Origin of the sequence: Pseudomonas sp. RIT-PI-q, assembly GCF_001297125.1 — a bacterium.
GTDB lineage: Bacteria > Pseudomonadota > Gammaproteobacteria > Pseudomonadales > Pseudomonadaceae > Aquipseudomonas.
Genome location: NZ_LHPC01000031.1, coordinates 118,119 through 131,756 on the forward strand (window position 1 = coordinate 118,119; position 13,638 = coordinate 131,756).

A 13,638-nucleotide genomic window follows, 5' to 3' on the forward strand; every position below is an offset into this window, starting at 1 on the left:
GGACGTCTCTAACGTACATACCCTTCACAGGAGTGAGTGATGCAGGTTCCAGGAAAACCGGTCAAACCCGGTGCTTGCGCAGACACACTGCGTGGGCCTAAGGTTCTCGACACTGGGGTGCATGAGCGCGAAATGATGCGCAACCTGGCACGCAAGTTCGAGCAGCAGCTGACGGCGGTGCAAATGGCAAGCATGGATGAGTTGACACTGTTGACCAATCTTCATGGCTTCCTGGTCCTGGCCCAGTTGTGGCTTGACGCCTGCCTGGAGTTGGGCAAACCGGTCAGTCTGTTGTTATTCGACCTCGATTACTTCAACCAGATCAATGAACTGTATGGCCGCTCCGAAGGCGACGATGCCCTGAAAACCTTTGCCGACGTGCTGCGTATCGCCTTTCGCGAGAGTGATGTCGTCGGGCGCGTGGGTGGCGATGAATTCGCGGTGTTGCTGACCGGTTCAGCCGCAGTGGAAGCTGCGGGCATCAGGGCGCGGCTCGAAGAGATGCTCGACGAACGTAATTCCACGGTGCATCGCTGCTACGACATTCGCTTCAGCATCAACCAGATCGAGTTCGATGCCGAAACCCACAAAACCGTAGCGGGGCTTATGGCCGACATCGAACATGCGCGCCATCAAGGGGCAATGCGGTTTTGATCGCTGCCCGACAAGACACTCGCCACCCGCTCGGCGGCGTTTAATAACTGCCCATCGTGTCTGAATCGACCCATCATCTGTAGCCCGATCGGTAGCTGTGCTTGAGTGCGGGTCAGCGGGATATTCACCTGCGGCCAGCCGAATGCTCCCCAGAACTTGATGAAGTCTGACGGCCCGGTGCCTTCCAGGCCCAGTGGCGCGACCATTGCGCAACACGGGCCGAGCATGGCGTCGAACGGTTGGCAACGCTCATTCAGGCGTGGAGCAAGCTGCGCCAGACGCGTCTTGGCAGCGGATTCCTGCTCCCAGGTAGTCGCGGCTGCGCGCTCGAACATGGCCAGTGTCGAAGGGCTCAGTTGCGTGCGGTGCTGTTGAAACTCCTTCGCCAGCGAGCGGGCGCCTTCGCAATCGTTGATCAACTGGTGATCGTCGAACACCCCGGAAAATTCATCCGGCAACTGCAATTCGCTGACGTGATGGCCAGCGCTGCGCAATTGATCAAGTGCTTCCTCCAGCGCGTGGGCCACTTCCGGCTCCACGTGATGCCAGCGCGAGGTGCGATGGAAACCCAATCGCAAGGGCTGCCGGCCAGCTTCAGGCACCTTGAACCCGGGAATCAGCACTTGCGCCACCAGGCTCAGATCCCGCACGGATCGACCGTACCAGCCCACGGTGTCGAAGCTTGGGGCCAGCGGCTTGACGCCCTCCAGCGATACCAGTCCCAACGATGGCTTGAAGGCAAACAGGCCGCAGTAGGACGCGGGCTTCAGCAGCGAGCCGGCGGTCTGTGTGCCCAGCGCCAAGGCAAAGAAACCCGCCGCCATCCCGGCCGCCGAGCCCGCGCTGGAACTGCCGGGCGTGCGGGCGAGATCGTGCGGGTTTCGAGTCGGACCAGTGTGCATGTAAGCAAATTCGGTGGTGTGGGTCTTGCCCATGATCAGCGCCCCGGCCTGACGCAGCAGCGTTACCACATGGGCGTCACGGGACGGCTGGTTTGCGGCATAGATGGGCGAGTAAAACTGCGTGGGATGGTCCGCAGTGTCGAAAATGTCCTTGATGCCCACTGGCACCCCGGCCAGTAAGCCACGGCCGCTGTGTTGTGCCGCCTCGGTGCGCACTTGCCGGGCGTCGAACGAGACGAAAGCCTGTATGTCCGGCTCGTGGGCCTGGATACGCTCAAGGAAGGTTTCGGCGACGTCGGCCGCTGTCGTTTCACCGGTGACCACGGCCTGACTGAGGGCGGTGGCATCCAGGGTGGGACGGATCATTTGGCAAACAGCTGGTTGATGTCCTTGAACGCCTTGAATTCCAGCGCATTGCCGCAGGGATCGAAGAGAAACATCGTCGCTTGCTCACCGACCAGACCCTGAAAGCGAATCCCTGGCTCGATCACGAATTGCGTACCGCGCGACTTGAGCCGCTGCGCCAGCGCCTGCCATTGTTCCATGCCCAACACCACACCGAAATGCGGCACCGGCACGTCATGACCATCGACGGCGTTAGTGTGGGCGGCTTCCTGAGAGGCGTTTTTTGGCGCCAGGTGAATCACCAGTTGATGGCCGAAAAAGTTGAAATCGACCCAATGGTCGCTGGAGCGGCCTTCTTCCAGGCCGAACACTTCGCGATAAAAATGGCGTGCGGCTGCCAGGTCGTAGACCGGGATGGCCAGGTGAAAAGGGCAGAGTGGCATCGTGAGTTCCTTGGTTGTCGGGCGTTGAGGTTGAGTTTAGTCCTGTGCTTTTTGATTAAAAGACGATAATTTTTGCATCGAGCTCAAATTATTTCGATCAATCGAGAACGCCATGCTGCGGGAACTGAAAACCTTCATTGCCGTGACGCGCTACGGCACGTTCGCGGCGGCCGGGATGCACATTGGCCTGACGCAGTCGGCGGTCAGCGCGCAGATTCGTAATCTGGAACAGGCGCTGGGCATTCGCTTGTTCGATCGCACCGGGCGTCAGGCGCTGCTTAATGCGGCGGGGCAACGCGCGTTGCCGATGGCCAGGGAAATGCTTGAAACCTTCAGCCGCATGGCCGTCAGCGATGATGTCAGCGAGTATCGCGGCGAGTTGAAAATTGGCGCGGTGGCCACGGCGCAAACCGGGCTGCTGCCCCAGGCGTTGTTGCGCTTGCGCCAACAGGCACCGCTGCTGGAGCCGAAACTGGTGCCTGGCGTGTCGTTGAATCTGTTGAGCCAGGTGGACACCGGCGAAGTGGACCTGGCAATCCTGATCAAACCGCCGTTCGACTTGCCCAAGGAGTTGTCGGCGCAGGTGATTCGCCGCGAGCCATTCGTGCTGATTGTGCCGGCTGACCTTGAAGGCGATAACCCGTTGCAGCTGCTGGCGGAGCATCCGCACGTACGCTACGACCGCAACTCGTTCGGCGGACGCTTGGTGACGCGCTTTTTGCGCGAACAGCAGCTCGACGTGCATGTGGCACTTGAACTGGACGAGCTGGAAGCCATCGTGAAAATGGTCGAATGCGGATTGGGCGTGTCGCTGCTGCCTGAAGCGGGGCTGTGGCTCGAACATGGCGCAAAGGTCAGGATCATCCCGCTGGGGGAGTTGACGTTCTACCGCGAAATTGTCCTGTTGCAGCGCTACAGCCAGCGCACACAGCCAATCCAGCAGTTATTCGCCAACTGCCTGAACACCCAATAACCCCTGTAGGAGCTGGCTTGCCAGCGAAAGCGGTTGATCAGTCGACATTTGCAGTGAGCCGGACATCGCCTTCGCTGGCAAGCCAGCTCCTACAAGGGATTGCGCGCGAAGCCGCTATCCAGAAAGCCACATAAAACCTGTAGGAGCTGGCTTGCCAGCGAAGGCGGTCGAACAGTCGACATCCGCGGGGAGGAGGACATCGCTTGCGCTGGCAAGCCAGCTCCTACAGGGGACTGTGCCGCGTGTGGAATGGCGGGCATAAAAACCCCGCCTATCGAGGCGGGGTTTTTGTTGCGACCCGAAGATTACTCTTCCAGGCGGCCCATGGCCGTGGTGTTGAAGCCACCGTCCACGTACATGATTTCGCCGCTGATGCCGGACGCCAGGGCCGAGCACAGGAACGCGCCGGCGTTGCCGACTTCGTCGATGGTGACGTTACGACGCAGCGGGGTTTGCGCTTCGTTGGCGGCCAGCATCTTGCGGAAGTTCTTGATGCCGGAAGCGGCGAGGGTGCGGATCGGGCCAGCCGATACGCAGTTCACGCGGGTGCCGTCCGGGCCCAGGGAGCCGGCCAGGTAACGTACGCCAGCTTCTAGCGAAGCCTTGGCCATGCCCATCACGTTGTAGTTCGGCATGGTGCGCTCGGCGCCCAGGTACGACAGGGTCAGCAAGCTGCCATTGCGGCCTTTCATCATTTCGCGACCAGCCTTGGCCAGGGCCACGAAGCTGTAGGCGCTGATGTCGTGAGCGATGCGGAAACCTTCACGGGTGGTGGCTTCGGTGAAGTCGCCGTCCAGTTGGTCGCCCGGGGCGAAGCCGACGGAGTGCACGATGCAATCCAGGCCGTCCCACTTCTTGCCCAGCTCAACGAAGACCTTGGCGATTTCTTCATCGCTGGCCACGTCGCACGGGAAGCACAGGTCAGGGTTGGAACCCCAGCTTTGTGCGAACTCTTCGACACGACCCTTGAGTTTGTCGTTCTGATAAGTGAAGGCAAGCTCAGCGCCCTCGCGATGCATGGCGGCAGCGATGCCGGATGCGATGGACAGCTTGCTGGCGACACCGACGATCAGTACGCGCTTACCGGCGAGAAAACCCATGTGTTGCTCCTCTCTTTCAGGTTATTGCGCAGTGGCTGGAGCCAGGAAAGCGGCTTCCAGCAACTGCTGTGTATACGGATGTTGGGGGGCGGCAAAGATACTTTGCGCGTCTCCCTGTTCGACCACTTGGCCATGCTTGACCACCATCAGCTGGTGGCTCAGCGCTTTGACGACAGCCAGGTCATGGCTGATAAACAGATACGTCAGGTTGTACTTGGTTTGCAGTGAACGCAGCAGCTCCACCACTTGGCGTTGCACTGTCCGGTCGAGGGCCGAAGTCGGCTCGTCCAGCAGAATCAGCGCCGGTTTTAACACTAATGCCCGGGCAATGGCGATTCTCTGCCGTTGCCCACCGGAAAATTCGTGGGGGTAGCGGTGCCGGGTTTCCGGGTCCAGACCTACCTCCTTGAGTGCCGCAATAATCGCTTGTTCCTGTTCTGCCTCGGTGCCCATCTTGTGGATTCGCAGGCCTTCGCCGACGATCTGGCTCACACACATCCGTGGGCTCAAGCTGCCGAACGGGTCCTGAAACACCACCTGCATCTCCCGCCGTAGCGGTCGAACCTGTTGCTGCGTCAGGCAGTCTAGCTGCTTGCCTTCAAAACGGATCGCGCCTTTGCTGCCGATCAGCCGCAAAATCGCCAAACCCAGTGTCGACTTGCCCGAACCGCTTTCTCCCACAATCCCCAAGGTCTGGCCTTGAGGCAGGCTGAAATTGATCCCGTCCACCGCTTTGATGTGGTCGACGGTCTTTTTCAGAAAGCCTTTCTTGATCGGGAACCAGACTTTCAGGTCCTCGACTTGCAGCAATGGCGGGCCAATTACATTGGTCGCCGGTTTGCCGCTGGGCTCCGCTGCCAGCAGTTCCCGAGTGTACGGATGCTGCGGCGCGCGGAACAACTCTTCGCACGATGCCTGTTCGACGATGCGACCGCGCTGCATGACACATACGCGATGCGCAATTCTTCGCACCAGGTTCAAATCGTGACTGATCAGTAGCAATGCCATGCCCAGGCGGGCCTGTAATTCCTTGAGCAATTCGAGGATTTTAAGCTGAACGGTCACGTCCAGGGCCGTGGTCGGTTCGTCAGCGATCAGCAATTCCGGCTCGTTGGCCAGGGCCATGGCAATCATCACCCGTTGCCGCTGGCCACCGGACAATTCATGGGGCAGGGCCTTGAGGCGTTTTTCGGGCTCTGGAATGCCGACCATCTCCAGCAGTTCCAGAGTGCGCTTGGTCGCCACTTTGCCGACCAGGCCTTTGTGGATGCCCAACACTTCGTTGATCTGCTTTTCGATCGAGTGCAGCGGATTGAGCGACGTCATCGGCTCCTGGAAGATCATCGCAATCCGGTTGCCGCGGATGTGGCGGATGGTTTTCTCTTTCAGGCTCAGCAGGTTTTGCCCGGAGTATTCGATGGTCCCGGACGGATGCCGGGCAAGCGGGTAGGGCAGCAGGCGCAGGATCGAGTGAGCGGTCACCGATTTGCCGGAACCGCTTTCGCCCACCAACGCCAGGGTTTCGCCACGCTTGATGTCGAAGCTGACGCCCTCGACCGCTCGCTGACAGCGATTGCCGACGACGAAATCGACGGCGAGGTCGCGTACTTCGATCAGATTGTCCTGATTCATTTCACTTCCTCGGGTCGAAGGCATCGCGAGCGGACTCGCCAATGAACACCAGCAAACTCAACATCAGCGCCAGCACCGCAAACGCGCTCATACCGAGCCACGGCGCTTGCAGGTTGGACTTGCCCTGAGCCACCAACTCACCCAGCGACGGCGCGCCCGGTGGCAAACCGAAGCCCAGGAAGTCGAGCGCGGTCAGGGTGCCGATGGCGCCGGTCAGGATGAACGGCATGAAGGTCATGGTCGAGACCATCGCGTTGGGCAGGATGTGGCGGAACATGATCGCACCGTTCTGCATCCCCAACGCCCTGGCCGCACGCACGTATTCGAGGTTGCGCCCGCGCAGGAACTCGGCGCGGACCACGTCCACCAGGCTCATCCACGAAAACAGCAGCATAATCCCCAGCAGCCACCAGAAGTTTGGCTGGACGAAACTGGCGAGGATGATCAGCAAGTACAGCACCGGCAACCCGGACCAGATCTCCAGGAAACGCTGCCCGGCCAGGTCGACCCAGCCGCCATAGAAGCCCTGCAAGGCGCCGGCAATGACGCCGATGATCGAGCTGAGAATGGTCAGCGTCAGGGCAAACAGCACGGAAATGCGGAAGCCGTAGATCACCCGCGCCAACACATCGCGGCCCTGATCGTCAGTGCCCAGCAGGTTATCGGTCGAGGGCGGTGCCGGAGCCGGGACTTTCAGGTCGTAGTTGATGCTCTGGTAACTGTAGGGGATCGGCGCCCACAACACCCAGGCATCCTTGGCCTTGAGCAGTTCGCGGATATACGGGCTCTTGTAGTTGGCTTCCAGCGGGAACTCACCGCCGAACACGGTTTCCGGATAACGCTTGAGCGCCGGGAAGTACCAACCGTTGTCGTAATGCACCACCAACGGCTTGTCGTTGGCGATCAGCTCGGCGCCGAGGCTGGCGCCGAACAGGATCAGAAACAGCCACAGCGACCACCAGCCACGCTTGTTGGCCTTGAACAGCTCGAAGCGTCGGCGATTGAGAGGGGACAGATTCATCTCAATGCTCCCGGCTTTCGAAGTCGATGCGCGGATCGACAAAGGTGTAGGTGAGGTCGCCGATCAGTTTCACCACCAGCCCCAGCAGGGTGAAGATGAACAGCGTGCCGAAGACCACCGGGTAATCGCGGTTGATCGCGGCTTCGAAGCTCATCAACCCGAGGCCATCCAGAGAGAAAATCACTTCCACCAGCAACGAGCCGGTAAAGAAGATACCGATAAACGCCGACGGGAACCCGGCGATCACCAGTAGCATGGCGTTGCGAAACACATGGCCGTAGAGCACGCGGTGGTTGGTCAGGCCCTTGGCTTTGGCGGTGACCACGTACTGTTTGTTGATTTCATCGAGGAAGCTGTTTTTGGTCAGCAGGGTCATGGTCGCGAAGTTGCCGATCACCAGTGCGGTCACCGGCAATGCCAGGTGCCAGAAGTAATCGAGAATCTTGCCGCCCATGCTCAATTCATCGAAGTTGTTGGACGTCAGGCCGCGCAGCGGGAACCAGTCGAAATAGCTGCCGCCAGCGAACACCACGATCAGCAGGATGGCGAACAGGAACGCCGGGATCGCATAGCCGACGATGATTGCCGAACTGGTCCAGACGTCGAAGTGGCTGCCATGCCGTGTCGCCTTGGCGATCCCCAGCGGGATCGACACCAGGTACATGATCAGCGTGCTCCAGAGCCCGAGCGAGATCGACACCGGCATCTTTTCCTTGATCAGGTCGATGACCTTGGCGTCGCGAAAGAAGCTGTCGCCGAAATCCAGGGTCGCGTAGTTCTTGATCATGATCCACAAGCGTTCCGGCGCCGACTTGTCGAAGCCGTACATGTGCTCGATTTCTTTTACCAGCGCAGGGTCCAGACCTTGCGCGCCGCGATAAGCGGAACCGGCCACCGAGACTTCGGCACCGCCACCGGCGATACGGCTGGTGGCGCCTTCGAAGCCTTCGAGCTTGGCGATCATCTGCTCCACCGGCCCACCGGGGGCGGCCTGGATGATCACGAAGTTGATCAGCAAAATGCCGAGCAAGGTCGGGATGATCAGCAGCAGTCGCCGAAAAATATACGCCAGCATCTGATTACTCCGTGCCCGCAGGGTCGGCTTGCAGTTTGGTTTCGACTTCTATCGCCGGTGTAGCATCCGGCTTGACCCACCAGGTATTAATGCCGATGTCGTACTTGGGTGAGATTTTCGGATGACCGATGTGGTTCCAATAAGCCACGCGCCAGGTTTTGATGTGCCAGTTGGGGATCACGTAATAACCCCATTGCAGCACGCGGTCCAGTGCGCGGGCGTGGGACACCAGGCTTTTGCGCGACTCGGCGTTGATTAGTTGCTCGACCAATTGGTCCACCACCGGGTCTTTGAGGCCCATGGAGTTACGGCTGCCGGGCTTGTCGGCGGCGGCAGACATCCAGAATTCGCGTTGTTCGTTGCCCGGCGAGTTGGACTGCGGGAAGCTGCCGACGATCATGTCGAAGTCCCGTGAACGCACGCGGTTGATGTACTGCGAAACGTCAACGCGGCGGATCACCAGGTCGATACCCAGGTCGCTGAGGTTACGCTTGAACGGCAACAGCACCCGCTCGAACTCGGTCTGGGCCAGCAGGAATTCGATGTTCACCGGTTTGCCCTGGGTGTCGACCATCTTGTCGTCGACGATCCGCCAGCCGGCTTCTTGCAGCAGTTGATAGGCCTTGCGTTGCTGGGCACGGATCATTCCGCTGGCATCGGTCACCGGGTTCTGGAACGCCTCGCTGAACACCTGCTCGGGAATCTTGCCGCGAAACGGGTCGAGGATCGCCAGTTGATCGGCGTCCGGCAGGCCCGAGGCGGCCATCTCCGAATTCTCGAAGTAACTGCGGGTGCGTGCGTAGGCACCGTTGAACAGTTGCTTGTTGGTCCATTCAAAGTCCAGCAACAGCGTCAACGCCTGACGCACGCGCACGTCCTGGAACACCGGGCGGCGCAGGTTGAACACAAAACCTTGCATGCCGGTCGGGTTGCCGTTGGGGATCTGTTCCTTGATCAATCGGCCTTCGGTCACGGCAGGAATATTGTAGGCGTTGGCCCAGTTCTTCGCGGCCATCTCCAGCCAGTAATCGAACTGCCCGGCCTTGAGCGCTTCCAGCGCCACGGTGTTGTCGCGGTAATAATCGGTGGTCATCACGTCGAAATTGTAGAAGCCGCGGTTGACCGGCAAGTCCTTGCCCCAGTAATCCTTGACCCGCTCATAACGCACCGAGCGTCCGGCCTTCACCTGGCTGACCTTGTAGGGGCCGCTGCCCAGTGGCAGTTCCAGGTTGCCCTTGTTGAAATCACGGGTTGCCCACCAATGCTTGGGCAGCACCGGCAACTGGCCGAGAATCAGCGGCAGCTCGCGGTTGTTGCTGTGCTTGAACTTGAACAGCACCGTCAGCGGGTCTTCGGCGATCACTTCGTCGACATCGTTGTAGTAGCCGCGATACATCGGCGCGCCGTCCTTGATCAACGTCTGGAAGCTGAACACCACGTCCTCGGCGCGGATCGGATGACCGTCGTGGAAGCGTGCTTCGGGACGCAGGTAGAAACGCACCCAGTCGTTGTCCGGGGCTTTTTCGATCTTGCCGGCGACTAGGCCGTACTCGGTGAACGGTTCATCCAGGCCCTGTTTGGCCAGGGTGTCGTAGATCATGCTGATGTCGTCGGCGGCGACACCCTTGCTGATGAACGGGTTGAGGCTGTCAAAGCCACCAAAACCGGCCTGACGGAAGATCCCGCCCTTGGGCGCATTCGGGTTGACGTAATCGAAGTATTTGAAATCGGCCGGGTATTTCGGCGGCTCGTTGTACAGGGTCAGGGCATGTTGCGGGGCGGCGCAGGCCAGCCCGGCGAACAACAGACCGCTGGCCTGCAGGAGCAGGACGCGTACGGGTTTCATTGATCTTTCTCCGAAGATTTCAGCCACCACGCGCTCAGGCCCAGGGTGTAGGGCGGCGTGGTGACGAAGGCGAACCGGTTGCGGTAGGCCAAACGGTGATAATTGAGATACCAATTGGGAATGATGTAGTGCTGCCACAGCAGCACCCGGTCCAGCGCCTTGCCGGCGGAGACTTGTTCATCGCGGGTCTGGGCGGCGAGCAATTGTTCGAGCAGGTAATCGACCACCGGGTTGGCAATGCCCGCGTAGTTCTTGCTGCCCTTGATCCCGACCTGGCTGGAATGAAAATACTGCCATTGCTCCAGTCCCGGGCTGAGGGTCTGGTTGAGGGTCATCAGGATCATGTCGAAATCGAACTGATCGAGGCGTTGTTTGTACTGGGCGCGGTCGACGGTACGCAGGCGTGCGTCGATGCCGATACTGGCAAGGTTCTCGACGTAAGGCTGAAGGATGCGCTCCAGGTTCGGATTGACCAGCAGGATCTCCAGACGCAACGGTTGCCCGGCAGCGTTCTGCAGCCGCTGACCACTGAGCTTCCAGCCGGCCTCGGCAAGCAGGCCCAGGGCCTTGCGCATGGTTTCCCGTGGAATGCCGCGCCCTTGGGTCTGCGGCAGGCTGAAGGCCTCGGTGAAGAGCTTGGCGGGCAACTGCTCGCGATAAGGTTTGAGCATCAGCCATTCATGGCCGACCGGCAGGCCGGTGGCCGAGAACTCGCTGTTGGGGTAATAACTCATGGCGCGCTTGTAGGCGCCGCTGAACAACGTGCGGTTGGTCCACTCGAAGTCGAACATCAGCCCCAGCGCTTCACGGACCCTGGTATCGGAAAAAGTGGCGCGGCGACTGTTCATGAACAGCCCTTGGCTCTGGGTCGGGATTTGATGCGGGATCTGCGCCTTGATCACATCACCGCGTCTGACGGCCGGGAAGTCGTAGCCGTTTTCCCAGTTCTTCGCCTGGTGTTCGATGTAGATGTCGAACTCGCCAGCCTTGAAGGCTTCGAACGCGACATCGCTGTCGCGGTAGAACTCGACTTCCATGCGGTCGACGTTGTACTTGCCGCGATTGACCGCCAGGTCCTTACCCCAGTAATCCTTGACCCGTTCGAACACAATCTGGCGTCCAGGTGTTACCGACGTGATGCGATACGGGCCGCTACCCAGTGGCGGTTCGAAGGTGGTGGCCTTGAAATCGCGACCTTTCCAGTAGTGCTGCGCCAGTACCGGCAACTCACCCAGGCGCAGGATCAGCAGTGGATTACCGGCACGCTTGAAAACGAAGCGGATGCGATGCGGGTTGAGCACGTCAACCCGCAACACTTCCTGAAGACTGGTGCGGTATTGCGGATGACCTTCCTTGAGCAGCAAACGGTAGGAAAACGCGACGTCGTACGCGGTAATCGGCGTGCCATCGTGGAAACGCGCTTCGGGGCGCAGGTTGAACACCACCCAGCTGCGGTCTTCGGTGTATTCCACCGATTGGGCGATCAGGCCATAACTCGACGTCGGCTCGTCTCCGGAAGGTGCGTATTGGCCGGTGCCGACCATCAACGGTTCATTGAGCTCGTTGATGCCGTACTGCAGAAAGTTTGGGGTGGAAACCGGGCTGGAGCCCTTGAACGTGTACGGGTTGAGCGTATCGAAGGTGCCAAACGCCATCACCCGCAACGTACCGCCCTTGGGCGCTTGCGGGTTGACCCAGTCGAAGTGGGTAAATCTGGCCGGGTACTTGAGCGTGCCGAACTGCGCATAACCATGGCTTTCGCTGATCGTCGCGCTTGCGCAAGGGCTCAAGGCCAGGCTGATCAGGAGCAGGAGGAGGGGACGCTTCAAGTCAGAGATCCGATCCAGGCGGCTTGGGCTTTGTGGGCCGTACAGTAACAGCTTGTATCGACAGGAAAAAGACGGGGGGTTAATGCGCTCGTAATTGTGCCGGCAGACTCCCTGTAGCAGCTGGCGAAGCCTGCGTTCGGCTGCGAAGCAGTCGTGAAGTCAGGCAATGCGGTGTATCAGGAATACCGCGTGTTCAGGGTTTACGACTGCTGCGCAGCCGGACGCAGCCTTGCAAGCTCGACAGCTGCTACAGAGCCGATCGCAGGCTGCTACACGAGTTTGGGTGAGCTTCTTGGGCGAAAAAAAGCCCCTGAAATCAGGGGCTCTTTTTAGTGCGGATTGGCAACCGTCAGCATCTGGCCCGGCTTCAGCGCCTGGCCAAGTCGAGGATTCCAGCGCTTGAGGTGTTGCATTTCAACGTTGAAACGCTTGGCCACCATGTACAGCGAGTCGCCTTGCTGGACCTTGTATTGGGTCTGCGTCTTCTTGTCACTGGTCTTGCTGTTCGCTGCCACCACGGTGTTGACGCGCCCGGAACTGCGCTTGGTGGTGTCCTGCATCACCAGCACCTGGCCGGCTTTAAGGTTCTTGCCGGTCATTCTGTTCCAGCGCTGCAGGTCTTTGACGTCGACTTTGTTAGCCTTGGCGATACTGGCCAGGTTGTCGCCGCGTTTAACCCGGTAGGCACGCTTGAGGCTGGCAACTTCGGTCTTGTCCACGCCTTCGAACACGGGCTTGAGCGACTTCTTGCTGATCAGCTCCTCAGGACGCATGGTCTGCAGGCTAGTGGTCAGCAATTGCGCCTTGGACGTTGGCACCAGCAAATGCTGGGGGCCGTCGATGGTGGTGCGCTGCTTGAAGGCCGGGTTGAGCTGGAACAGCTCGTCTTCGTCGATGTTGGCCACCGCAGCCACCTTGGACAGGTCCATGCGCTGGTTGATTTCGACGACCTGGAAATACGGTTCGTTGGCGATCGGGTTCAGGTTCACGCCGTAGGCTTCGGGGGCCAGTACCACTTGCGACAAGGCCAGCAGCTTCGGTACGTAAGCCTGGGTTTCGGCCGGCAGTGGCAGGTTCCAGTAGTCGGTCGGCAGGCCAAGCTTTTCGTTACGCTCGATGGCTCGGCTGACGGTGCCTTCACCCGCGTTGTAAGCCGCCAGGGCCAGCAGCCAGTCACCGTTGAACATGTCGTGCAGACGGCTCAGGTAATCCATGGCCGCGGTGGTCGAAGCGGTGATATCGCGTCGGCCATCATAGAAACGGGTTTGACGCAGGTTGTAGTAACGCCCGGTGGAAGGAATGAATTGCCAAAGACCCACCGCGTCGGCCCGGGAATAGGCCATCGGGTTGTAGGCGCTTTCAATCACTGGCAACAGCGCCAGTTCCAGCGGCATATTGCGTTCTTCAAGGCGTTCGATGATGTAGTGAATGTACAGGCTACCGCGTTCGCCGGCGTTTTCGAGGAAGGAAGGATTACTGGCGAACCACAGGCGCTGTTGCTCGATGCGCGGGTTGACGCCTAGACCGTCCTGCAACTGGAAGCCCTGGCGCATGCGCTCCCAGACATCCTGTGGAACTTGCGGGGTTGGTTTTTCGGTGAGCCAGACAGGTTTCTGTTTGGCTCGTGCAGCGATGTTCGGGGTGTGTGCCGCTTCGGTTTGCGGCACATGGCTGGAACAGCCCGCCAAAGTGGCGGACACAGCCACCGCAATGGCTTGAGCCAAGCGGGTCAATGCGTCTGAATTGATGGCTTTACGAAATGATGACGACATTGGCTGGAAGTAAGTTCCGGGCAAAAATGTCGGGCGATTCTAGAAA

Annotated in this window: 11 protein-coding genes; 2 read left to right on the forward strand and 9 right to left on the reverse strand. The window is 59.7% G+C overall.

Annotated elements, in window-relative coordinates; genetic code table 11:
- Positions 1 to 39: 39 nt before the first annotated feature.
- A complete protein-coding gene (locus AEQ67_RS17210) occupies positions 40 to 654 on the forward strand; it encodes a GGDEF domain-containing protein (RefSeq protein ID WP_059405037.1) in 615 nt (204 codons plus the stop codon).
- Here the strand turns inward: AEQ67_RS17210 and AEQ67_RS17215 are convergent.
- Both AEQ67_RS17215 and AEQ67_RS17220 read right to left on the reverse strand, forming a co-directional pair.
- Positions 633 to 1,922 carry an amidase gene (locus AEQ67_RS17215; protein ID WP_059405038.1) on the reverse strand — a complete coding sequence of 430 codons (1,290 nt, stop codon included), beginning with the start codon at positions 1,920 to 1,922 and terminating at the stop codon, positions 633 to 635. The genes AEQ67_RS17210 and AEQ67_RS17215 overlap by 22 nt on opposite strands.
- The gene (locus AEQ67_RS17220; RefSeq protein ID WP_059405039.1) at positions 1,919 to 2,344 is read right to left on the reverse strand and encodes a VOC family protein; all 426 of its coding nucleotides are present in this window, start codon (positions 2,342 to 2,344) and stop codon (positions 1,919 to 1,921) included. The genes AEQ67_RS17215 and AEQ67_RS17220 overlap by 4 nt, the downstream gene beginning before the upstream one ends.
- Positions 2,345 to 2,456: 112 nt before the next feature.
- Between AEQ67_RS17220 and AEQ67_RS17225 the strand changes: the two genes are divergently transcribed.
- Positions 2,457 to 3,317, forward strand: a complete 861-nt coding sequence (locus tag AEQ67_RS17225) for a LysR family transcriptional regulator (RefSeq protein WP_059405040.1) — start codon at positions 2,457 to 2,459, stop codon at positions 3,315 to 3,317.
- A gap of 305 nt (positions 3,318 to 3,622) precedes the next feature.
- Here AEQ67_RS17225 and fabI read toward each other — a convergent pair whose 3' ends face one another.
- The 7 genes from fabI to AEQ67_RS17260 all read right to left on the reverse strand — a co-directional run bounded on the left by fabI (position 3,623) and on the right by AEQ67_RS17260 (position 13,592).
- Positions 3,623 to 4,417, reverse strand: a complete 795-nt coding sequence (gene fabI, locus AEQ67_RS17230; protein WP_059405041.1) for an enoyl-ACP reductase FabI — start codon at positions 4,415 to 4,417, stop codon at positions 3,623 to 3,625.
- Positions 4,418 to 4,438: 21 nt separating this feature from the next.
- Positions 4,439 to 6,049, reverse strand: coding sequence for an ABC transporter ATP-binding protein (locus AEQ67_RS17235; protein WP_059405042.1), 1,611 nt, complete (start codon positions 6,047 to 6,049; stop codon positions 4,439 to 4,441).
- A gap of 1 nt (position 6,050) precedes the next feature.
- The gene (locus AEQ67_RS17240) at positions 6,051 to 7,070 is read right to left on the reverse strand and encodes an ABC transporter permease (RefSeq protein WP_059405043.1); all 1,020 of its coding nucleotides are present in this window, start codon (positions 7,068 to 7,070) and stop codon (positions 6,051 to 6,053) included.
- Between the two features lies 1 nt (position 7,071).
- Positions 7,072 to 8,145 carry a microcin C ABC transporter permease YejB gene (locus AEQ67_RS17245; protein ID WP_046048846.1) on the reverse strand — a complete coding sequence of 358 codons (1,074 nt, stop codon included), beginning with the start codon at positions 8,143 to 8,145 and terminating at the stop codon, positions 7,072 to 7,074.
- A 4-nt stretch (positions 8,146 to 8,149) separates the two neighbouring features.
- The gene (locus AEQ67_RS17250; RefSeq protein WP_059405044.1) at positions 8,150 to 9,991 is read right to left on the reverse strand and encodes an extracellular solute-binding protein; all 1,842 of its coding nucleotides are present in this window, start codon (positions 9,989 to 9,991) and stop codon (positions 8,150 to 8,152) included.
- Positions 9,988 to 11,802, reverse strand: coding sequence for an extracellular solute-binding protein (locus AEQ67_RS17255; RefSeq protein ID WP_442965643.1), 1,815 nt, complete (start codon positions 11,800 to 11,802; stop codon positions 9,988 to 9,990). The genes AEQ67_RS17250 and AEQ67_RS17255 overlap by 4 nt, the downstream gene beginning before the upstream one ends.
- Positions 11,803 to 12,149: 347 nt before the next feature.
- Positions 12,150 to 13,592, reverse strand: coding sequence for a transglycosylase SLT domain-containing protein (locus tag AEQ67_RS17260; RefSeq protein ID WP_059405046.1), 1,443 nt, complete (start codon positions 13,590 to 13,592; stop codon positions 12,150 to 12,152).
- Between the last annotated feature and the right edge of the window lie 46 nt (positions 13,593 to 13,638).